Origin of the sequence: Paraburkholderia sediminicola, from assembly GCF_902859805.1 — a bacterium.
GTDB lineage: Bacteria > Pseudomonadota > Gammaproteobacteria > Burkholderiales > Burkholderiaceae > Paraburkholderia > Paraburkholderia sediminicola.
Genome location: NZ_CADIKC010000001.1, coordinates 1,883,987 through 1,906,578 on the forward strand (window position 1 = coordinate 1,883,987; position 22,592 = coordinate 1,906,578).

Genomic DNA, 22,592 nt, shown 5'->3' on the forward strand with positions numbered 1-22,592 from the left:
AAGGTGAAGGGCATGCTCAGCCTGGCGTCGCGGTCGAATTCACGCGGTCCTGGTATTCGCGCGGCGTACAGCCGAGTTCGCGGCGAAACACCGCGTACATGTATTGCAGCGACGTGAAGCCGCAACGGATCGCCACCTCGGCACTCGACGCATCGCGCTTTGCCAGCAGGGCTTTCGCGACATCGAGTTTATGACGCAGGATTTCCTGATGCACGGTGCACTGCCGTTCGCGCCGGAAGTACTCTTCGAGCGACGATCTCGACACGCCCACGTAATCGGCAACCTGTTCCGTGCGAATGCCCTGGCACGCGTACTGGCGGATGAAGTGCCGTGCGCGCATCACATACGGACTTGCGAGCGGCTGGTGCTTCGTCGATTCGAGCACATTGATGCCGACCGGTGGCACGAGAATGCGCCGCCCCGGAAAACGCGCTCCGTGCAGCATTTGATGCAACAGGTGAGCGGCGGTGCGGCCCATTTCCTCGGTGCCTTGAATCACGGAGGAAAGCGGAATGCGGGTCAGCGTACGCGTAAGCGGATCGTTGTCGATGCCAATGATCGCCACCTCTTCGGGCACAGGAATACCCGCGATCAAACAGGCCTGTAGCAGATGCCGCGCGCGGGCGTCGGTGACGGCGATGATGCCGACCGGCTTCGGCAACTGGGCGAGCCAGGCGGTGAGCTGCTCGGTTGCCTGATTCCACGACGGCGCGCTGGTCGACAGGCCACGATAGATCTCGGTGCCGATCTGCTCGGCGCTATGGCCGTCGGTGCTGCGCAGGTGAGCGAATGCCAACTCACGTTGCTGCGCCCAGCGATTCTCCTGCGCTTGCGGCAGGCTATACAAAGCGAAGTGTTCGAGTCCCGCGCCGATCAGATGCGTATAGGCAAGCGAAACGAGCTTGGCGTTATCCGTTGCGATATAGGGTAAATCCGGGGGGTAGTGCGCCGGATCTTCGAACGATGAACCGACCGCCACCACCGGCAACGGACAATCTCGCAGCGCCTCACCCACAGCGGGATCGTCGAAATCCGCGATGATGCCGTCGCCGTCGAAACGCTCGATACCCGTCAACCGGCAGCGGAAATCTTCTTCAAGGAAGAGATCCCACGCTACACGCGTCGACAGCAGGTAATTGCCGATGCCGGTGATGATCTCGCGGTCATACACCTTGTTCGCGTTGAACAGCAGCGCGATCCGATGGGTCGTCTGTGGCGTTTGCGGACGGGTCATAGCAGTCGGCGGCGTGCGGATCGTCAAGATTCGCAGCGCCATTCGTCTCCTGTCGGTTGGGTGTGCTCTGAAGGCCGCACCGTTTTTAAGCGTCTGGTTATTCTAGGCCGCGAACATCGCGCCGGTGTGAAACAAACGCATGGGCGGTAAGAAACATCAAGCACGCTGCGCAATTTCGCAATTGCCGATGCAACTTGCAAGCGGCAGCATGGCGTCACCTTGTCGACCGGCGCGGCGATGCCGCACGGGTTGCAGTGCAGCATAAAACAGGAGACGCTGATGTCCTACTTCGAACACATTCCCGAGATCCGCTACGAGGGCCCGCAATCGGATAACCCGCTTGCGTATCGCCATTACGACAAGAGTAAGCGGGTGCTCGGCAAGACACTCGAAGAACATCTCCGCATCGCTGTGTGCTACTGGCATACGTTTGTCTGGCCGGGCGTCGATATCTTCGGGCAAGGGACGTTTCGGCGTCCATGGCAGCAAGCCGGCGACGCAATGGAGCGGGCGCAGCAAAAGGCGGATTCCGCGTTTGAATTCTTCTCGAAGCTCGGCACGCCGTATTACACCTTTCACGATACCGACGTTGCACCGGAAGGCGACAGCCTGAAGACCTATAGCGAGAACTTCACTCGCATCGCCGACTATCTGGCGCGCAAGCAGCAGGATACCGGCGTCAAACTGCTGTGGGGCACGGCCAATCTGTTCTCGCATCCGCGTTACGCAGCAGGTGCGGCGACCAGTCCTGATCCCGAGATTTTCGCGTTTGCTGCGACGCAGGTTCGCCACGCGCTCGACGCGACCCAAATGCTGGGTGGCGAAAATTATGTGCTGTGGGGCGGCCGCGAAGGCTACGACACATTGCTCAACACCGATCTCGTACGCGAACGTGATCAGCTTGCCCGTTTCCTGCATATGGTGGTCGAGCACAAGCACAAGATCGGCTTCAAAGGCGCATTGCTGATCGAGCCGAAACCGCAGGAGCCGACCAAGCATCAATTCGACTATGACGTGGCGACCGTACACGGTTTCCTGCTGCAATACGGGTTGGAGAAAGAGATTCGCGTGAACATCGAAGCCAATCACGCGACGCTTGCCGGTCACTCGTTCCATCACGAGATCGCCACCGCCTACGCGCTAGGTATTTTCGGCAGCGTCGATGCGAATCGCGGCGATCAACAGAACGGCTGGGACACGGACCAGTTTCCGAACAGCGTCGAAGAACTGACGCTGGCTTTCTACGAAATCCTCAAGCACGGCGGCTTCACCACCGGCGGCATGAACTTCGACGCAAAGGTGCGGCGGCAGAGCGTCGATGCGGAAGATCTGTTCTTTGGCCACATCGGTGCAATCGATAACCTGGCGCTCGCCGTTGAACGTGCAGCGACACTGATCGAAAACGACCGGCTCGAAGCGTTCAGGCGTCAGCGTTACGCGGGCTGGGAATCAGAGTTCGGCCGCAAGATTCTGAAAGGCGACTATTCGCTTTCGACACTGGCAACGGATGCATTGACGCGCGGCCTGAATCCGCAGCACGCGAGCGGCAGACAGGAGCAACTGGAAAACGTTGTGAATCAGGCGATTTACAGCCGGCGCTAAAAAGGCAGTCATGAAGTAACCGCTCGAAAAAGGGCATGCAGTAAGACATAAAAACCGCGCGGCCACGTTGACCGCGCGAATAAAAGAAGCTTTGGGTTGTCGCTTGTCCGGTTCTGCGGCTCGCAGCGCAGACCGTCCAATCCGGTATTCCGGCTATCAGAACAAGGAGTGAGACATGAAATTCGCAACGCGTCGTACCGTACTGAGTTCGCTCGTGTGTGGAGCGATGCTCGCCAGCCTGTCGCTTGTCGCGCCGCTCGCGCACGCAAGCAAGGACCACCCGGAAATTGGCTTCTGTATCGACGATCTGCGTGTCGAACGCTGGTCGCGCGATCGTGACTATTTCGTTGCAGCGGCAGAAAAACTCGGCGCCAAAGTATCGGTGCAATCCGCCGATGCAAGCGAAGAGCGACAGATCTCGCAGATTGAAAACCTGATCTCGCGTGGCGTCGACGTGATCGTGATCGTGCCGTTCAATTCGAAGACACTCGGCAATGTGGTCGCCGAAGCCAAGAAGGCAGGCATCAAGGTCGTCTCGTATGACCGCCTGATTCTCGACGCCGATGTGGATGCCTATATCTCGTTCGACAACGAGAAGGTTGGCGAGCTGCAAGCGCAAGGTGTCTTCAACGCGCAGCCGAAGGGCAACTACTTCATGCTCGGCGGCGCGCCGACCGACAACAATGCCAAGATGCTGCGTGAAGGCCAGCTCAAAGTGTTGAAACCCGCAATCGACAAGGGCGACATCAAGATCGTCGGTCAGCAATGGGTGCCGGAATGGAGCGCGTCGACGGCGCTGCGTATCGTTGAAGATGCGCTTACGGCGAACAACAATAAGATCGACGCAATCGTCGCTTCGAACGACGGCACGGCAGGCGGTGCGATCCAGGCGCTCGCCGCACAGCACATGGCGGGCAAGGTGCCGGTGTCGGGACAGGACGCTGATCTGGCTGCTGTGAAGCGCGTGATCGCCGGCACGCAGACCATGACCGTGTACAAACCGCTGAAACTGATCGCAGGCGAAGCGGCGAAACTCTCCGTCGCGCTTGCGAAGGGTGAGAAGCCGGCCTTTAATGCACAGTACGACAACGGCAAGAAAAAGGTCGACACGGTGCTTCTGCAACCTACGTTGCTCACCAAGAGCAATGTTGACGTGGTCGTCAAGGACGGCTTCTACACCCAGGCCCAGCTCGCGAGCCAATGAGCGTAACGTGTGCGTAGTTCAAGCCGATGTGCCTGACATGCGTCAGGCACATCGGCGCGAGCGCGCGCCCTGTAGCGAGGCATAGCGAATGAGTGAACCATTATTGACGATGCGTGGCATCGTCAAAGCGTTTTCCGGCGTGAAGGCGCTCGACGGCATCGACCTGACGGTGGCGCCCGGCGAGTGCGTGGGCTTGTGCGGCGAGAACGGCGCGGGCAAATCGACGCTGATGAAAGTGCTGTCCGGCGTCTATCCCCACGGTACGTGGGACGGTGAAATCATCTGGGAAGGCGAGCCGCTGAAGGCCGCGAGCATAAGGGACACGGAACGCGCGGGCATCATCATCATCCACCAGGAGTTGATGCTGGTGCCGGAGCTCTCGGTCGCGGAGAACATCTTTCTCGGCAATGAAATCACGCTGCCCGGCGGCAGAATGAATTACGCCGCGATGTATCAGCGTGCCGATGAATTGCTACGCGAACTCGGCATAAGCGGAATCAACTCGGCGCAACCGGTGATGAATTACGGTGGCGGCCACCAGCAGTTGATCGAAATCGCGAAGGCGCTGAACAAGCGCGCGAAACTGTTGATTCTCGATGAACCGTCGTCGTCGCTGACCGCTACGGAGATACACATCCTGCTGGATATCGTGCGCGATCTGAAGCGGCGCGGGGTTGCCTGCGTCTACATCTCGCACAAGCTCGACGAAGTAGCGGCCGTGTGCGACACGATCAGCGTGATTCGCGATGGCCGTCATGTCGCAACCGAGCCCATGCGCGCGTTGACCACCGACCGCATCATCTCCCTGATGGTGGGCCGCGAAATCAAGAACCTGTTTCCGCGTGAACCGCATCCTATCGGCGACGTAATCTTCGAGGCGCGTCACGTGAGCTGTTTCGATGTCAACAATCCGCGCCGAAAGCGCGTGAACGATGTGTCGTTTACGCTGCGGCGCGGCGAGATTCTCGGCGTTGCCGGTTTGGTCGGCGCGGGACGTACGGAACTGATGCAGGCGATCTTCGGCGCGTATCCCGGTGTGAGCGAGGCGACGGTGGTGATGGACGGCAAGCCGTTAAAAATTCGCGCCCCTGTCGATGCGATTCGCGCCGGTATCGGTATGGTGCCGGAAGACCGAAAGCGCCACGGCATCGTGCCGGGTCTGAGTGTCGGCCACAACATTACGCTCGCGGTGTTGCAACGTTTCGCGAAAGGCGGCCGCATTGATTCCGCCGCCGAACTCGACACGATTCACACGGAGATGAAGCGGCTTTCGGTGCGCGCGGCGCATCCAATGCTCTCGATTGCGAGTCTGTCGGGCGGCAATCAGCAAAAGGCCGTGCTGACGCGCATGCTGCTGACCGACCCGAAAGTGCTGATCCTCGACGAACCGACGCGAGGTGTCGACGTCGGTGCGAAGTTCGAAATCTACAAACTGATTTTTCAACTGGCACAGCGCGGTATGTCGATCGTGATGGTGTCGTCCGAATTGCCTGAAGTGCTCGGTATCAGCGATCGCGTGCTGGTTATCGGCGAAGGCGAATTGCGCGGCGATTTCGTCAACGACGGCCTCACGCAAGAGGACATTCTCAGCGCCGCAATCCGTCCTGTGCAGCGATCCCTCAACCCGACCGCATCAACCGAAGCGAGTGCCGCATGACTCCCGACGTCACTTCCCAACCCGCCGACGGTGCTGCGTCGCGAGGCACATTCGGTGGCTCGCAGCGCATTCAGCAACTGTTCGCGCGTTACAAGATTCTCGCGTTGCTGATCGCCGTGGCCGTGATCTGGCTTTTCTTCTCCTTCCTGACGCATGGCGCGTTCGTGACGCCGCGCAATCTGTCGAATCTGCTGCGGCAGATGTCGATTACCGGCATGCTTGCGTGCGGCATGGTGTTCGTGATCATCGCGGGCGAGATTGATCTGTCGGTCGGGTCGTTGCTGGGTTTGCTCGGCGGTGTCGCGGCGATTCTCGACGTGAACCGGCACTGGCCGATCGGCGTCACGGTGCCTGTGGTGATGCTGCTTGGCGTGCTCGTCGGCATGTTCAACGGATGGTGGTCGACCTACCGGCGTGTGCCTTCGTTTATTGTCGGCCTGGGTGGCATGCTGGCGTATCGCGGCATTCTGCTCGGCGTCACCGGCGGTTCGACGATTGCGCCGGTATCGGACAGTTTCGTGTTCGTTGGCCAAGGTTATCTGCCGCGCCTCGTGGGCGATACGCTGGCGGTCGTGCTGTTCGTGGTGCTGGCGTTTCTGACGATAAGGCAGCGAAGCAACCGTGAGCGTTATAAGTTGCGCGTGGTGCCGATCTGGCAGGACGTGATGAAGGTGGTCGGCGCGGGTGCGATTCTGGCCGCGTTTGTCGCGACGCTCGATCGTTACGGCGGGATTCCGGTGCCGGTTCTGCTGCTGCTCGCGCTGCTGGGGATTTTCACGTGGATAGCGACACAAACCGTTTTCGGTCGGCGCATCTATGCAGTGGGCTCCAACCTGGAAGCGACGCGGCTTTCCGGTGTGAATACCAACCGTGTGAAGCTGGCCATCTTCGCGCTGATGGGGCTGATGTGCGCGTTCGCGGGGATCGTCAATACGGCGCGGCTCGCGGCAGGCTCACCGTCGGCGGGATCGATGGGCGAACTCGATGCGATTGCCGCGTGCTTTATCGGCGGGACGTCGATGCGAGGCGGCTCCGGAACGGTCTACGGTGCGTTGATCGGCGCACTGGTGATGGCGAGTCTGGACAACGGCATGTCGATGCTCGACGTCGACGCGTACTGGCAGATGATCGTGAAGGGCAGCATTCTTGTGCTGGCTGTGTGGATCGATGTCGTGTCGGGATCGAACCGGCGGTGAAACAGCGGGCGGTGCGTCATGTAAATGCTGACGCACCGCCTTGCTGAGCGATCAGACGCTTTAGTTCACGCCGAGCAACGATTTCGGCTCCATAAACGCTTCCAGGCCGAACGTGCCATATTCCCGCCCGATGCCCGATTGCTTGAAGCCGCCGAACGGTGCGGCCGGTTCATGTGCCAACGTGTTGATCATGACGCGTCCGGCGTCGATGCGATTGGCGACTGCGCGAGCTCGCGCCGCATCGGCTGAGACTACGTAGGCTTGCAGCCCGTAGCTCGTGTCGTTGGCGATCGCGATCGCTTCCTCGGTATCGCGATATGCAATGATCGACAGCACCGGCCCAAAGATCTCCTCGCGGGCAATCGTCATGTCGTTGCTGACGCCGCTAAATACGGTCGGACGCACGAACCAGCCGCGCTCCACGCCTTCCGGCCGGCCCTCGCCACCGGCAATCAATCGCGCGCCTTCGCCGATGCCGATACCGATGTAGCGCTGCACGCGCTCCCACTGCTTGCGGCTGACCATCGGACCGATCTGCGTAGCCGGATCGCGCGGATCACCGGCTTGCGTGCCGGCGACTGCAACGCGCATCTTCTCTTCGAATTCCGCAAGGCGACTCTGCGGCACGAGAATCCGCGTGCCGGCGATACACGCCTGACCGCTGTTCATGAACCCTGCCTGGAGCGCCAAGGGCACCGCTTCCGCGAAATCGGCGTCGTCGAGTATGACCATCGGCGATTTGCCGCCCAACTCCAACGTGACGCGTTTCAATGTCTCCGCGCCGGTGCGCAGGATCGTCTTGCCGACAGCCGTCGATCCGGTGAAGGAAATCTTCGCCACGTCCGGATGCGCGCTGATTTCCGCCCCCACGGTGTCGCCCCGTCCCGTGACGATATTGAACACGCCCGCGGGCAAGCCGGCTTCGTGCAGCGCCTCGGTAATGATGCGTGTCTGGATCGCGCTCATTTCACTCGGCTTGATGACGGCCGTGCAACCCGCTGCAATCGCCGCAGCCAGTTTCCCGCAGATAAAGCCGCCGTTGCTATTCCACGGCGTAATCAGACCGGCGACGCCGAGCGGTTGCATGACGACGTCGGCCGTGCCGGCGCGGCGCGTGAATTCATAGGTCCGCAAGACCTTGACGACTTCCGCCAGCACGTCCGCCGGGTATTTCGCCATCCAGCGCGCGCGTGATATTGGCGCACCATATTCCTCGACGATTGCGTCGAACAGCTCGTCTTCTCTCGCCTGAACCGCGGCGTGCATGCGCTCGAGCAGCACGATCCGCTCTTCCTTGCTGGTGCGGGAGAACGCCGGGAAGGCGCGTTTCGCGGCTGCGATCGCGCGGCGGGCGTCTTCTGCGTCGGCCAGACGCACCTTGCCGATCACCGTTTCCTTAGCCGGGTCGTGGAGATCGAACCACTCTTCGCCGTGCGGCGTGACGAACGCGCCGTCGATATAAACCTTGTCGATTTGCTGCATGGAAGCTCCCACTCAGAAAGTTGTTGCCTCAAAGATAGGCTCAATGGATTAAGCCGACTAGCCATATAATCAAGGATGATTCGTTGAGCAGGATGGGATAATGAAGACGCCCGGTTTGAGCGAACTGGAAGGCGTGCTTGCGGTGGCGCGCCATCGCAGCTTCCGCGCGGCGGCCACGGAGCTTGGCGTGTCGACATCGGCGCTGAGTCATGCGATTGCGGCGTTGGAGGCGCGCATCGGTGTGCGGCTCTTTAATCGGACCACGCGCAGCGTTTCGTTATCTGAAGCGGGTGCGCAATTCGTCGACAGTGTGGCGCCGGCCTTGTCGACCATCCGCGTGGCTATCGAGCAGGCCGGCAGTTTTCGCGACACGCCCGCTGGCACACTGCGCATCAACACATCGACGGGCGCCGCGCGCCAGGTGATGCCCTTGCTGCTGGAATACCTGCGGCGTTATCCGGAGATGAAGCTGGATCTCGTCACCGAGGGGCGCATGATCGACATCGTGGTGGAGGGTTTTGATGCCGGCATTCGCCTGGCTGAGATTGTGCCGCAGGAGATGATCGCCGTGCCGTTCAACCGGCCGCAGCGTTTTGCGGTCGTTGGGAGTCCAGCCTATTTCGCCGAAAATCCGAAGCCGCGCAAGCCGGACGATCTGCGTGCACACCACTGTATTCGCATGCGTATGCCGAGCGGGCGTATTTATCACTGGGAGTTCGAGCGACGCGGTGAGGCAATCAGCGTGGATGTGCAGGGCATGCTGACGCTCGATGAGCCGTTGCTCATCATGGAGGCGGCCCGCGAGGGCTTCGGGCTGGCGTATATGACCGAATGGAATGTGGCGGCGGATCTGGAAGCGGGCGCGCTGCAGCGTGTGCTGGAAGATTGGACGCCGGCGTTTGACGGGCTATGTCTTTATTATCCTGGGCGACGTCATGTGCCGGCGGGGTTGCGGGCGCTGATTGAGATGATTCGGGAGGGCGGGTGAAAGTAGAAATCCGCCACTTCTCGCATTTTTCCGCCGTTCAAGCCAGTTGCGCTGCAGCGTGTTACCACGCGATGAATAACATTTAATAAACTGACACACGGCTTGCATGCGCCCGTTCCTCGAGGGGCATCCGCCAGCACTGTACAGCTCGGCTGAAACGCTTTGGCTTTCAGTCCCCCATCCACTCTTCCGTCTTACTACTGTTCCGACGAAACAAATTCCCGCGCCAGCCCGCGCTTTCACAGCGTCCCCGCCACCGTGCAAGCTGATCGAGCCATACGATGTTAAAGCGCAGAACCTTCCTGCTAGGCGGCGCCGGCGCGCTCGGCGTGCTGCTGGTCGGCTGGTCGGTGCTGCCGCCGGGCCAACGCCTGACACCCTCCACACCGTTGCCGGCTGAAGGCAACCAGGTCGCGCTCAACGGCTGGGTCAAAATCGCCGCGGACAATACCGTGACGATCGTGGTGTGCAAAGCGGAAATGGGGCAAGGCATCCACACCGGCCTTGCGATGCTGCTGGCCGAAGAACTCGACGCCGACTGGTCGCAGGTTCGAGTGGAGAATTCGCCGATCGACAAGATCTACAACAGCGTGCAGAACATCGTCGACGATCTGCCGTTTCGCCCGGACGACGACAGCATCGTCAAGCGCGCCACGGTCTGGATGACCCGCAAGCTGGTGCGCGACGCCGGCACGATGATGACGGGCGGTTCCTCGAGCATGAACGATCTATGGACGCCGATGCGTGAAGCCGGTGCTTCGGCGCGCGCGATGCTGATCGGCGCGGCGGCCGCGCAATGGAAAGTGGCGCCCGGCGAATGTTGGACGGAAAACGGCTACGTACTGCACGCGGCAGGCCACAAGGCGAGCTTCGGCGAACTGTCCGCCATGGCCGCGCAGCAACCGCTGCCACGCAAGGTCGCGCTGAAAGATCCCGCCGAGTTCAAACTGATCGGCAAACCGATGCGCCGTATCGAAGCCGCGTCGAAAATCAACGGCACGGCGCGCTTCGGCATTGACGCGCTACCCGATGGTCTTATCTACGCAAGCGTGGTGATGTGTCCCACTTTAGGCGGCACGGTGGCGCATTTCGACGCCTCGCCAGCCAGGACCATGCCTGGCTTCATCAAGGCGTTTTCGCTGAGGCCCTACGCGGGTGGCAGCGGCGGCGTCGCGGTCATCGCCGATAACCCGTTCCGGGCAATGAACGCGGTCAGCGCCATCAACGTGGTATGGAACGACGGCGCTGCGGCCAATCTGTCGAGCGCAAACGTGGACACTCAACTCGCGCAAGCGCTGGACGACAGCGACGGTCACGCCTACTTCCACCGCGGTGACGTCGACGCTGCATTGAGCGGCGCGGCGCGCACGATCAGCGCCGAGTACCACGCACCGTATCTCGCACATGGTGCGGTCGAACCGGTGAATTGCACGGTGCAGGTTGCCGACGGCGCGGCAACCGTTTGGGTCTCGACGCAAATGCCGGCGCTCGCGCGGCAGCACGTCGCGAAAGTGCTGGACATCGACGCCGACAAGGTCGACGTGCAAACGCAACTGCTCGGCGGCGCTTTCGGGCGCCGTCTCGAACTCGATTTCATCGCGCAAGCCGCGGCGATTGCGCGCGAAGGCGGCGGTCGTCCGGTGCAAACAATCTGGTCGCGGGCGCAGGATTTCACTCACGATTTCTATCGTCCGGCGTGCGTGTCGCGCCTAAAGGCCGGTCTCGACAAAGATGGCAAGCTCGTCGCGTGGCATGCCACTTCGGCGAGTCAGGCGATCGTGCCCGAGTCGCTCGCACGTTATTACGGCGTGCCGCGCATTCCACTCGACAAGACCACGTGTGAGGGCGCATTTGATCAGCCCTACGAATGGCCCACTGCGCGCGTGGCGCACAAGATCGTCGAATTGCCCATTCCGATTGGATTCTGGCGCTCGGTCGGTCATTCGCATCAGGCGTTCTTCACTGAGGGCTTTACCGACGAACTCGCCGTCGCCGCCGGTCAGGATCCGATTGCGTTTCGCGCGGCGCTGCTCGCGCAGCATCCGCGCCATCTGGCGGTGTTAAAGCGCGTTGCAGTCTTATCGGACTGGGGACATCCCATGACACGTGCCGCCGACGGCACAAAGCGGGCACGTGGCGTCGCGCTGCATGAAGCGTTCGGCAGCGTCGTCGCGCAGGTGGCGGAGGTGTCGGTCGGCGCGAACAAGCAGATTCGCGTGCATCGGGTGGTCTGCGTGATCGACTGTGGACTGCCGGTGAACCCAAACCTGATTCGTCAGCAGATGGAGGGTGGCATCGTATTCGGCCTCTCGACTGCGTTGCAGGACGAAATCACCATCGTCGGCGGTCAGGTGGCGCAGAAGAACTTCGTCGATTTCCCGGTGGTGCGGATGAACGACTGTCCGGTGATCGAAGTGGATATCATGCCCAGCCAGATGCACCCGCAGGGCGTCGGCGAACCGGGCGTGCCGCCGGTTGCGCCGGCGGTGGCCAACGCGGTATTCGCGCTGACCGGTCAGCGCTTACGCGCGTTGCCGTTGAGGGTTGCGTGAAACGCTTCAGATTGACGGAGAAAACATGGGATCGCTAAACATCAACGGCCGCGCGGTTGCTGTGCAAGCTGAACCGGACATGCCGCTTCTGTGGGTGCTGCGCTGCGACCTGGGCATGACCGGCACCAAGTTCGGCTGCGGCGTGGGCATTTGCGGTGCGTGCACGATTCACCTGGACGGCAAGGCGGGCCTTGCCTGCCAGACGCCGATGTCGAGCTTGCACTCGCAGAAGATCGTGACGATAGAAGGCGTGCAGGGCGCCGAAGCGCAGGCGCTAAAAGCGGCGTGGATCGATCTGGACGTGGTGCAGTGCGGTTATTGCCAGAGCGCGCAGCTGATGGCGGCCTGTGCGCTGCTCAAGCAGAAGCCCAATCCCACTGACGCGGACATCGACGCGGCGATGTCCAACATCGTGTGCCGTTGCGGCACGTATCCACGGGTAAGGGCGGCGATTCACCAGGCGGCTGCAAAACGGCGGCCCGTTTGATGCCGACATCACCGCAGACAGAGACGCCTGGGTGAGCCGATCAAGATCAAGAGCCCGGCGAGCTCAGTTCGCCAGCATCTCCACGACCGCCACGACTACCGTGAAAACGCCGATACAACCGCCCAGTGTGGCTGCGCCTTGCATGAATTGCGACATACGTGACCCCGTAACGTGTGGTGTTGAGGCTCGTATTTAACCCGAATTGAAAGGTAAAAGAAAGCTTGTCAATAATAGTGATTTACCCGGATGAGGGGAGGTGGGAGGGTTAGGGCGCCTTGGTAGCCGCCGTCGGCATGGCGACCTTAGCCGATGCCGCAGCAGCAGGAGTCGCAGCGTTAGAAACCGCAGCCCCCGGCGCCGCCTGCGCATCAGTCTCCCACCCGCCACCCAGCGCGAGGAACAGATTGACCTGATCAATCGCCACCTGTCCCTCCGCGGCCGCCACCTGAGACTTTGTGGAAGTCAGCGTGCGTGTTGCATCCAGATCCGAAATGAACGACTCGCGTCCGGCACGATACAGGCGATGCGTTTCATCCGCCGACGCGGTGGCCGACTTCAAAGCAGCGCGCAAGGCGTCGGCGCGAGCATAGTCGGACGCGTAGGTCGCGAGGCTGGTTTCAGTTTCGCGCAACGCGGTCAGCACCACGCCGTCGAACTTCGCCAAGGCAACATTGCTTGACGCTTGCGCTTCACGCACGCGGCCCCGTGCGCCATTCGTGGGGAAGGTCCAGCTGATCAGCGGACCGAAGGCCCAGCGTGCCGTCGGCGAGGTGCCGAGGTCCTCGAGAACCCCTGTCAAACCCGCCGACGCACCGATGCTCACCGTCGGATACAACGCGCCCGTCGCGACGCCAATGCGCGCTGTCGACGCTGCCAGTTGACGCTCGGCTTCGCGCACATCCGGGCGGCGCTTGAGCAGCGCGGCGCCGTCACCGACCGGAATCGGCTGACGGATCTGCGGCAACGTGCTGCAGGCCAGCACGGCCGGCGGCAAATCGGACGGTGCGCGTGCGAGCAGTGCCGCGAGCCGGTATTGCGCAATCTGGCGGCGCGCCGTATAGCGCGGAATATCCGCGGCCAACGTATCGACCTGGGTTTGCCCGCGCGTCACATCGGGCTGATTGCCGCGACCCGCGTCACGCAGCCGGCGCGACACGTCCACACGCTCCTTCTGCAAGGCCAGCGATTGCTGCGCGATCCTGAGTTCCTCGGCGGCCGAGCATTGATCGACATACGAGCGCACCACATCCGCGACCACCGTGATTCGCGCGAGATCGCCAGCCGCCTGCACGGATTCCGTATCCGCCGCCGCCGCTTCGACGCCACGCCGCAGCTTGCCGAACAGATCGATTTCGTACGAGATGCTGATACCGATGTCGCCTTCGTTGACGACCGGCAGCTTCTCGGTAAGCAGGTATTGCTCGGCCGATTCCTGCGCGCGTTCGAGCAGCACCGAACTCTTGCCGGAGAAGCCACCTTGGGCTTGCGCGACACCCAGCGCTTCGCGTGAACGCGCGAGGTTGGCCGCCGCGACGCGCAAGTCGGTATTCGACTGCAGCGCTTCGTCGACGAGGTTGTTCAGCACCGGATCGTCATAGAGCTTCCACCAGATCACAGGCACGTTCTGCCGTGTGGTCAGTTTGGTATCGGCACCTTCGATCGGCGCATTGGCGAGTGGCGCGTTGACCAGCGCCTGCTTCGGCAGCGCGTAATCGGGGCCGACATTCACACAGCCGTTGAGCGCGACGCTCAGCGGCAATAGTGGCAGCAGTGGCAATAAGGGAAAGGCGCGCGCGAGCTTCATTGCGATGCGCCCGACACGACAGCAGCAGATGCCGGTTGCGCACCAGAAGCAGCGGAGGCAGCCGAAACAGCAGACGTAGCCGAAGCCGAAGCCGCCGATGCATCCACCGTACCCGAAGCGCCCGTAGCCGGGCGCTGCTTGCCGGTCGGCGACAGATCGCGCACCGACACCGTCGCGGTGCGTCCAGCGATCATGCGGAAGTCGGCAGGCACCTCGTCGAGCGCAACGCGCACCGGAATCCGTTGCGCGAGCCGCACCCAGCTAAATGCCGGATTCACGTTAGGCAGGAGATTCGACCCTTGCGTGCGGTCGCGGTCTTCAATCCCCGCGACAATGCTTTGCACGTGGCCGCGCAGCACGTTCGGCTCGCCCATCACCTGGATATCGACGCGCTGGCCGATGTCGATACCGCGCAGCTTGGTCTCTTCAAAGTAACCGTCGACGCGGAACGAATGCATATCCACCACCGCCAGCACGGCGCGGCCCGCCGAGACGAATTCGCCGGTACGTGGCGCGCGATCGTTCAGATAACCGTCGACCGGACTCACGATCGTGGTGCGTTGCAGATTGAGCTTGGCGGTATCGATCGCGACGTTCGCATCGGCGAGTGCGGCTTCCGCCGTTTCGACTCGCGAGCGGCTTTCTTCAGCGACTTCTGCCGCAACCAGGTTGCCGAGCTGGCGATTACGCACGTCTTCGCGGCGCGCCTGATCGAGGGTGGCGCGGCGTTGCTGCGCGGTGGCCTGCGCCTGACGCAAGGCGAGCGCATAGCGGGCCTGATCGATCACGAACAGCACCTGGCCTTGTTTGACCTGCTGGTTGTCCACCACCTCGACCGATGAAATCAGCCCCGAGATATCCGGCGCAACCTGGATCACGTCGGCGCGCACATGGCCGTCGCGAGTCCACGGCGCGAACATGTAGTAGGCGACCAGTTTCCACAGCACGAAGGCTGCAACCACGACGACGATCAGGGTCAGCAGAATTTGACCGACGGAGAACCAGGTTTTTTTCACGTTATTAGTCTGTGCGAAACGACGACGACAAGGCCCAGCACCAGCACATAGATGCCGAGATCGAAGATGGAGCGATGCCAGACGAAGCGGTAAAAGCCGACGCGTTCGAACACCGTGCGAATGGCCAGGTTGATCAGATAGGCGACCAACATCAGCACCAGCACGGCCGGCACGAACACGCCGAAGATATCGATTTCACCGATCATCGCGGGAGCGGGCAAAGGAGAGGATGGGGTTGCGGAACGGGCGCATCAGGCAGCGGCCTCCGGTTCGGGCGGCGTGGGTGTGATTAGCGTGGCCGGAAACAGCGAAAGACGCAAGCCGACCAGCGCGTGCAGCGCCTCGCGCAATCTGCGCGCCGAGGTTTGCGCGGTCGGGCCCGGCGCACCGGCATTGGCGAGGCCTTGTGCGGTGACGCGCGCCACGGCTGCATCGATTGACGACATCAGACGCTCGGGCACCGGCTGGCGCACGCGCTGGTCGATGCACCATTCGAAGTATTCGCGCACGTCTTCGAGGACCTGATCGATCGCAGCCGGCGCTTCGCCGCCGAGCCTGCCGGTCAGGCGGCGCAGATCGAGCGCGTTGAAGGCGATGCGCAGATCGCGGAAACTTTCGATCGACGGATGACGATGGTCGTCCGTGGCGGCGAGACGCGGAATCAGCTGCATCAGGCGGTCGAGCATGCGCGCGGCGAGATTGCGCGGGTCTTCGATCGTCCGGGTGGACGCAGTCAGCACCACGTCGGCCCAGCTCGAGCGCAACAGCCGCGAGGCCGCGAGTTCGGCGCCGAACGGCCGCGTCGCGCGGGTCCACAGATACGCATACAGCAAGCCGGCGAGGCCCGCGAGATTGCTGTTCAGGAAGATCAGGAAGTCGGCCGAGTAGGCATCCTGAATGCTGATGAAGGTGGCGGTATTGACGGCCACGAGCACCGTCACCATGTTGAACTGCGGACGCGGGATCAGCGTGCCGACAAGGATGAACGGCCCGGCGAACAGGATGACCAGCATCGGGAAATCGTGCACGTGAGGCAGTACGGCGAACAGGTAGATACCGGCGGCCACCACGGCGATCGCCGTGGCGACGAAGAACTTGAACACCATGGGCGCGGGTTCGTCGAGCGCGGCGAAGAAGCAGCACGCAATGGCGGCCAGCGTTACCGCGCTGGCGCCGTCCGCCCAACCTGAGCCGATCCACAGGCTGCACGCAATGATCACCGCGGCGCCTGCTGAAACCGTCGAAAACAGCATGATGCCGCGGTCGAAGAACCGCTCGGTGCCGCCCAGCCGCCAGTGACGAAAACGTGGCCGCCACGAACCTTCTTCGCGCGTGATGATGATGCGCAGCGAGCGGCAGTCCTGCCAGAGATCGATCACCTGTTTCATGCGCCACAGCGCGTTCGAAAGCAGTGCGTTGTCCCAGGTCGCCAGCGCGGCCGGCAGCGGCTGCATCGCGGCGATGCGCTCGCGCAACGCGTTGGCTTCCGGGTCTGGGTGATAGCCCCCGCTGGCTGCGGGAAGCGGCGCATTGAACCACTTGATGACGTCGTTGAGCAATGCTTCGAGGCCTTCCGGCCACGTCTGGCGGCCGCTGTTGTAGAGCGCGATCAGCGGATCGGCCAGCGCCGACATCATCGGCAGCAGCAACTGCATGCGTCCGCGCAACTCGTGGGCGCGTGTCAGGATGTCCGGCCGGGTGTGGTCGTAGGCCAGCTGGCTCAGCAGCAGTTCCAGCCCGTTGATCGTGCTCGCAATGCGCTGGCGGGCTCCCGAGATCGCCGAGCCCGCAATGCGTCCGGACAACGTTTCGGTCGCATAGAACGCGGCGTCGCGAAACCACGCGTCGGTGCGCTCGATGATGGTGGGTGCGAGCCGGCTAGGAAACAGCGAGCTGCCGACAATGCTCGCGCACACAATGCCGAGCAGGATCTCCTCGGTGCGGCTGATTGCCAGATCGAACACGCCGCCTGGACTGGTCACCGAAGGCAGCGCGATGATCGGCATGGTGTAGGCCGCCAGCATGAAGACATAGCTGCGCGCGGTGCGATCGGACACCGCCAGATACAGCAGCGTGCCGGTCCACAACGCGACGATCACGCTGAACAGATACGGCGATTCGACGAACGGCGGCACCAGCAGCACGGCAGCCGACGCGCCCAGCATGGTGCCGAGCGCACGATAAAGCGCCTTGGAGCGGGTCGCGCCGACAAACGGATTCGACACGATGTAGACGGTGGCCATCGCCCAGTACGGCCGCGGCAATTCAAGCGCGAGACCGATGTAAAGCGCGATCATCGCCGCGGCAAACGTCTTGACGGAGAAGAGCCAGTCGCGGATGGAGGGATAGACCATGGCCCGTTACCCGGCGTCCCGGGGATTGGGAGGCGCAGGTGCGTCGGCCGTGAACGCAGCCAGCACCCGTAAGGTCGCTTCGAGATCGCTACGCGAGATACCTTTCAAAGCTTGCGCCCGCAGCGTATTCAGCTCTTCTTCCATTTTTGCGGTGACGGCGCGGCCCTCGTCGGTGAGCGCCACGGTCTTGGCGCGCCGGTCTTCAGGATCTTCGTCGCGGCGCATCAGGCCGGCCGCGCACAGTTGATCGAGCAGCCGTACGAGCGAGGGCCCTTCAATGCCGATGTGATCGGCGAGCGTGACTTGCCTCACCGCCTCGCCGAGCCGGCTGGCGGTCAGGAGCGGCGTGGCGCACGCTTCGGAGACGTTAAAGGCCGCGAGCACGCCATGGCTCGTACGCCGCCATTTTCTGGCAGCGACGACCAGGGTGCTGCTAACGGTGCGGCGCAAGCTATCGAGATTCGACATGGCCGCTATTGTATTTCCTAAAAATTCGTTAGCAAACTATTGAATTGGATTTTTGTGGAGAAATACTCTGCAGGAGTCTGCAGTCGTAATGTGACAATCAATTGTGGCTTCTTCTCAGGCCGCGAGGCCGAGCCGGACGGTACGCGCCAGATCGTCGAGCTGGAATGGTTTGCGCAAGATCGTGCAGCGCTTGACGGCGAGGCCCGAAATATCCACGTCCGCATAACCGGTCGCGAGGATCACCGGCAGGTCCTCGCGCATCTTGCGCGCCGCAGCGATGACGTCGATGCCGTTCATGCCCGGCATCGCGAAGTCGACCACGAGCAGGTCGGGCTTGTCGTCCTGCAAACGGTTCAGCCCGGCCTGGCCGTCCGCGGCTTCGGTCACGGTATAGCCGAGCATTCTTAAACACTCGACCAGCATCGCCCGCACCTCGCCGTCGTCTTCAACGACCAGTACGCGTTTCACGCTCACCGCATTCTGTTCGACGTCGGAGACCACCTCGGTCTGCGACGCCACGCGTTCGCGCAACGGCAGCCAGATCTCCACCGTGGTGCCCGCACCTTCTTCGCTGAAGAGGCGCGCAGTGCCGCCGGCTTGCCGCGCGATGCCGTAGACCTGGCTCAGGCCGAGGCCCGTGCCTTTGCCGATCGGCTTGGTCGTGAAAAATGGATCGAACACACGCGAGACCACATCGGGTGGAACCCCCGAGCCGGTGTCGACGACTTCGAGCACCACATAGTGGCCGTCGCCGAGCGTTTCATCGGGCGCTGCTCGCTCCTTCACGTGAATGGCCAACTGGCCGCCATTCGGCATTGCATCGCGCGCATTGATCGCCAGATTGAGGATGGCCAGCTCGAGCTGATTGGCGTCCGCCCGGGTCCACATCTCTTCGCCATCGAATTCGTTGGTGTAGCGGATGCTCGATCCGAGCGAAACAGTGATGATGTCGCGCATGCCTTGCAACAAGCTCACCACGTCCACCGCCTTCAGATCGAGATTGCTGTTGCGGGAGAAGGTCAGTAACTGGCCCGTCAGTTTCGCGCCGCGCTCGGTTGCGCGTTTGACGGTGGCGGCCATTGCGCGAATGCGATCGTCGTTGCCGACCCGCGCGATCAACTCCGAGTTCACCATGATGACGTTCAGCAGATTGTTGAAGTCGTGCGCGATGCCGCCGGTGAGCTGTCCGAGTGCCTCCATCTTCTGCGATTGCACTAATACGGCCTGCACTTTGGCGCGCTCGTGAATCTCCATCATCAATCGGTTGTTGGCGGACGCGAGCTCCTGCGTGCGTCCGGCAATGCGGCTCTCCAGCGAATCGTTGAGTTGCACCAGGGCTTCCTGCGCCTCGATCAGTTCGGCCAGATGGCGGCGCGATTCGTACTGCCGCGAGCGCGCCCTTAGCGACGAACCCACCGCACGCCGCAGCGTTTCCGAGTTCAGCGGACGCTCGAGCACCACCACGTTGCCGAGCCGCTCGAGCACTTCGAGGCTGCGTGTCGAACGGCGCCCGACGCGATTGGCGGCAAGCAGAATGAAGGGGAAATCGGACCACGCCGGTTGCTGCTCGAGCCAGGCGAACAGGCGCGATGCATGGCCGTCCGCGAGGGCTTCTTCGGCGATCAGCGCACTGCCCGCGCCGGCACCCAGTGCTTCGGTGAGTGCATCGGCATCGCGGCAAGCAACGGATATACGGGCGTCCTTCTGCAGGACTTCGGCAATCACATCGGCGTCGCGGCCAAACGGCGCCAGGATAAGGACGCGTTGCTCCATGGCGTTATCGCTGGGACGTGTCGATGAGCCGGTCCTGCTCGCCGAGCAGGGCTGTGCCGCCGCGGTATGAGGGCAGGCCGGAGAGCACGCCTTCGAAGTCGCGCAACGCCTCGCCGACCTCCACGCCGTTACGGCCGAGCCGGAACTGCCGGATCGAGCGCTCGTGAGCGTTGGCGCGGCTCTTCACGGCGGTGACGGCCGTCAGCACTTCGCCATGGTGTTCGAAGTAGCGGAACAGCACGACGACATCGCTCAAATAGCTGATGTCGAGATCGTTCTGCACCTCGCCGATGATGCCGTGCTGGCCGAGCACCAGCATCGTGATGACGCCTTGCTGGTTCAGATAGCCGAGCAATTCATGCATCTGCAGCAGCAGATAGCGCTCGCCGGGCATGGCCTGGAGGTAGGCGTTCAGGCTGTCGATGGCGATGTATTTGGCGCCTTTGTTTTCCACCGAGTTGCGCACGTCGCTCGCGAATTCTCCGGGCGAGATTTCTGCCGGATCGATCTGGCGCAGCGTCAGCAGGCCGCTCTCGACGTGCGGCGCGAGATACATGCCGAGCGTCGCGCAACGGATCATCAACGTGGTGAGGGTTTCGTCGAACACGTAGTAGACGCAGCGCTCGCCACGTTCGAGCGCCGCGATCAGGCACGACACGACGGTCGTGGTTTTGCCGACGCCGGACGGTCCGATCATCAGCGCGTTAGTCCCGGGGATCAGGCCGCCGCCGAGCAGCGCGTCGAGGCCCGACGTGCCGGTGCTGAGCACATTGGTATCGAACGGCGTGTGATGTTCGGCCGCCACAAGGCGCGGATACACGTTGATGCCGCCGGTGTCGAGCGTGAAGTCGTGATAGCCCTCGCGGAACTTCATGCCACGCATCTTGGCGATGCGCATGCGCCGCCGGTTGCCGCCATAGTCGTGCACGAGGTTGTCGAGGCTGATCACGCCGTGCGCGATGCTGTGCAACTGGACGTCGCCGGGGTCCGACGAATTGTCGTCGAGCAGCAGCACCGTGCACTCGCGCGTGGCGAAATAGCGCTTGAGCGCGAGGATTTGCCGACGATAGCGCAACGGGTTCTGCGATAACAGTCGCAACTCTGAGAGGCTGTCGAGCACGATGCGCACGGGTTTGAGTTTGTCGACCTGATCGATGACATTGCGCACGGTCTCGCCCAGCTCGACTTCCGCCGGGTGCAACACGGTCTGCTCGTATCGCGGATCGAGGCCCTCGTCGGACAGCAACTCGAGAATCGTGAACCGGCTGATGTCCCAGCCGTGGCTGCCCGCAACGGAGATCAACTCAGCGCGAGTCTCGGATAGTGTGATGTACAGCCCCGCCTGGCCTTGCTCAATGCCCCTGAGTAAGAATTGCAATGCAAGGGTAGTTTTGCCGGTGCCGGGTGCGCCTTCGACAAGGTACATGCGGTGGGGGGTGAGGCCGCCTCCGAGGATGTCGTCGATTCCTTCGATTCCCGAGGAAAGGCGGGCCGTTGAGACGGCGGCAGATAGATTGGGCATAGCGTGGCGATCGCGTCGTTGGTGGCCTTGTTTTTTCAGCCGGTACGGACGGAGCGCAATTTGTATGCCTATGGGCGTCGGCTTGGCCGTCCGTGCGTGAGGACGCTTTCCGGCATCCCGGCCTTCACGGTTTTGTCGCAAGCATCGGATCGCTTAGCCGCGAACACGCTCCTTGACCAGTTCGATAAAGCGGGTCGCCGCGCTGTTGCGCAGTCCCGCAGGGTAAGCAAGATGCAGCGGCGCACTCAACCTGGCGGGGTTCGTCAATGTGCAATAGACGGTGCCCACCTGGTCGTAACGTTGCATCGACGCCGGCACCAGCGTCACACCCAACCCTGCTGCGACCAGATTGATCCCTGACACCATGCGCGGCACCTCGCGCGCAATTCGCGGGACGAACCCGGCTTGTCTGCATGCCGCCAGGATATCCGCATACATGCCGGGTGCCCCAGGCCGGCGGACCAGAATGAAGTCCTCGTGAGCCAGCGCCTTCAACGACACCTGGGGCCGCTTCTTGCCGGCTCCTTTCAGCAGTGGATGTCCAACTGGCAACACCACCACCATCGGCTCGTCGAGCAATAGCTCGAATGCCACGCCCTCGCGCGCATCGACCGGCTTGCGCAGGAACGCGGCCTGAATCTGCCCCGCGGCCAAACGCTCGATAATCTCCGCCGCGTTGAGTTCGGCAAGTTCCACGGCGACCTCGGGGCACACGGCGCGAAAGGCCCGGATCGTCTCGGTGGTGAAAGGGTGGAACGCAGCTGAACTGGTGAGACCGATCGAGATCGTGCCGAGCTCGCCGCGCGCAATCCGGTGCGCCCTGTCTACCGAGTGTTGCAGCTCCTGCAGCAGGCGTTGCGCGTCTTCTGCGAAAGCCTGTCCGGCGGGCGTCAAGCTTACGCCGCGCGGCATGCGCACAAACAGTTCGAAGCCGATCTCTTCCTCCAGCGTCCGAATCTGCTGCGAGAGCGGCGGCTGTTGCATGGCCAGCCGCTCGGCGGCACGCGTGAATTGGCCTTCCTCAGCAACCGCCAGAAAGTAGCGCAGGTGGCGAAGCTCCATCGTGTTCTGTCTCCTCGGTCGTGCTTTGCGTTCGACTCGTTGCCATATCGTATAAATATGGATAGTGCGTGAAACAGGTATTTTACATTTGCCACGCCCAATCCTACGATCTCGTCTATCGCGTGGTGTTACGCTCGGCATCCGCCACCGGTTCTGAGTTTTTGAGCTTTTCAACGACAGATTTGACGATG

General features: G+C 62.2%; 17 protein-coding genes. 7 read left to right on the forward strand and 10 right to left on the reverse strand.

All coding sequences use genetic code 11. The features are described 5' to 3' along the window. Positions 1-16 precede the first annotated feature (16 nt). Complete coding sequence (locus tag R8871_RS08355) at positions 17-1,234, reverse strand: XylR family transcriptional regulator (RefSeq protein ID WP_154558009.1); 1,218 nt, start codon at positions 1,232-1,234, stop codon at positions 17-19. A 279-nt stretch (positions 1,235-1,513) separates the two neighbouring features. On the opposite strand from R8871_RS08355, the gene xylA reads away from it, so the two are divergent. The 4 genes from xylA to R8871_RS08375 all read left to right on the forward strand — a co-directional run bounded on the left by xylA (position 1,514) and on the right by R8871_RS08375 (position 6,893). Continuing rightward, a complete protein-coding gene (xylA, locus tag R8871_RS08360; RefSeq protein ID WP_175049877.1) occupies positions 1,514-2,836 on the forward strand; it encodes a xylose isomerase in 1,323 nt (440 codons plus the stop codon). Positions 2,837-3,011: 175 nt separating this feature from the next. Then, complete coding sequence (gene xylF / locus R8871_RS08365; protein WP_054040132.1) at positions 3,012-4,040, forward strand: D-xylose ABC transporter substrate-binding protein; 1,029 nt, start codon at positions 3,012-3,014, stop codon at positions 4,038-4,040. Between the two features lie 88 nt (positions 4,041-4,128). Then, positions 4,129-5,697: a D-xylose ABC transporter ATP-binding protein gene (xylG, locus tag R8871_RS08370; protein ID WP_175049878.1), complete on the forward strand. Its 1,569-nt coding sequence runs from the start codon at positions 4,129-4,131 to the stop codon at positions 5,695-5,697. After that, entirely contained in the window at positions 5,694-6,893 is a 1,200-nt protein-coding gene (locus R8871_RS08375) for a sugar ABC transporter permease (protein ID WP_175049879.1), read from the forward strand. Before xylG ends, R8871_RS08375 begins: the two co-directional genes overlap by 4 nt. Positions 6,894-6,953: 60 nt before the next feature. On the opposite strand, the gene R8871_RS08380 is transcribed toward R8871_RS08375, so the two are convergent. Then, positions 6,954-8,375, reverse strand: coding sequence for an aldehyde dehydrogenase family protein (locus R8871_RS08380; protein ID WP_175049880.1), 1,422 nt, complete (start codon positions 8,373-8,375; stop codon positions 6,954-6,956). Between the two features lie 100 nt (positions 8,376-8,475). Between R8871_RS08380 and R8871_RS08385 the strand changes: the two genes are divergently transcribed. From R8871_RS08385 to R8871_RS08395, 3 genes are all read left to right on the forward strand, one after another. Beyond that, entirely contained in the window at positions 8,476-9,363 is an 888-nt protein-coding gene (locus R8871_RS08385; RefSeq protein WP_175049881.1) for a LysR family transcriptional regulator, read from the forward strand. A gap of 281 nt (positions 9,364-9,644) precedes the next feature. After that, entirely contained in the window at positions 9,645-11,915 is a 2,271-nt protein-coding gene (locus R8871_RS08390) for a xanthine dehydrogenase family protein molybdopterin-binding subunit (protein WP_175049882.1), read from the forward strand. A gap of 25 nt (positions 11,916-11,940) precedes the next feature. Further along, positions 11,941-12,402: a (2Fe-2S)-binding protein gene (locus R8871_RS08395; protein WP_175049883.1), complete on the forward strand. Its 462-nt coding sequence runs from the start codon at positions 11,941-11,943 to the stop codon at positions 12,400-12,402. 265 nt (positions 12,403-12,667) lie between these two features. Here the strand turns inward: R8871_RS08395 and R8871_RS08400 are convergent, their stop codons facing one another. From R8871_RS08400 to R8871_RS08435, 8 genes are all read right to left on the reverse strand, one after another. After that, entirely contained in the window at positions 12,668-14,206 is a 1,539-nt protein-coding gene (locus R8871_RS08400) for an efflux transporter outer membrane subunit (RefSeq protein ID WP_175049884.1), read from the reverse strand. Then, positions 14,203-15,222: an efflux RND transporter periplasmic adaptor subunit gene (locus R8871_RS08405; protein ID WP_175049885.1), complete on the reverse strand. Its 1,020-nt coding sequence runs from the start codon at positions 15,220-15,222 to the stop codon at positions 14,203-14,205. The genes R8871_RS08400 and R8871_RS08405 overlap by 4 nt, the downstream gene beginning before the upstream one ends. Continuing rightward, positions 15,219-15,428 (reverse strand): DUF1656 domain-containing protein, encoded by a 210-nt coding sequence (locus R8871_RS08410; protein WP_175049886.1) that lies wholly within the window; start codon positions 15,426-15,428, stop codon positions 15,219-15,221. Before R8871_RS08410 ends, R8871_RS08405 begins: the two co-directional genes overlap by 4 nt. A gap of 45 nt (positions 15,429-15,473) precedes the next feature. Then, positions 15,474-17,576 (reverse strand): FUSC family protein, encoded by a 2,103-nt coding sequence (locus tag R8871_RS08415; RefSeq protein ID WP_175049887.1) that lies wholly within the window; start codon positions 17,574-17,576, stop codon positions 15,474-15,476. Between the two features lie 6 nt (positions 17,577-17,582). Beyond that, positions 17,583-18,044, reverse strand: a complete 462-nt coding sequence (locus tag R8871_RS08420) for a MarR family winged helix-turn-helix transcriptional regulator (RefSeq protein WP_175049888.1) — start codon at positions 18,042-18,044, stop codon at positions 17,583-17,585. A gap of 114 nt (positions 18,045-18,158) precedes the next feature. Beyond that, positions 18,159-19,817, reverse strand: coding sequence for an ATP-binding protein (locus R8871_RS08425; protein WP_175049889.1), 1,659 nt, complete (start codon positions 19,815-19,817; stop codon positions 18,159-18,161). A gap of 4 nt (positions 19,818-19,821) precedes the next feature. Next, on the reverse strand, positions 19,822-21,339 hold the full coding sequence (locus R8871_RS08430; RefSeq protein ID WP_175049890.1) for an ATPase domain-containing protein: 1,518 nt from the start codon (positions 21,337-21,339) through the stop codon (positions 19,822-19,824). A gap of 153 nt (positions 21,340-21,492) precedes the next feature. Beyond that, positions 21,493-22,401: a LysR family transcriptional regulator gene (locus R8871_RS08435; protein WP_175049891.1), complete on the reverse strand. Its 909-nt coding sequence runs from the start codon at positions 22,399-22,401 to the stop codon at positions 21,493-21,495. Between the last annotated feature and the right edge of the window lie 191 nt (positions 22,402-22,592).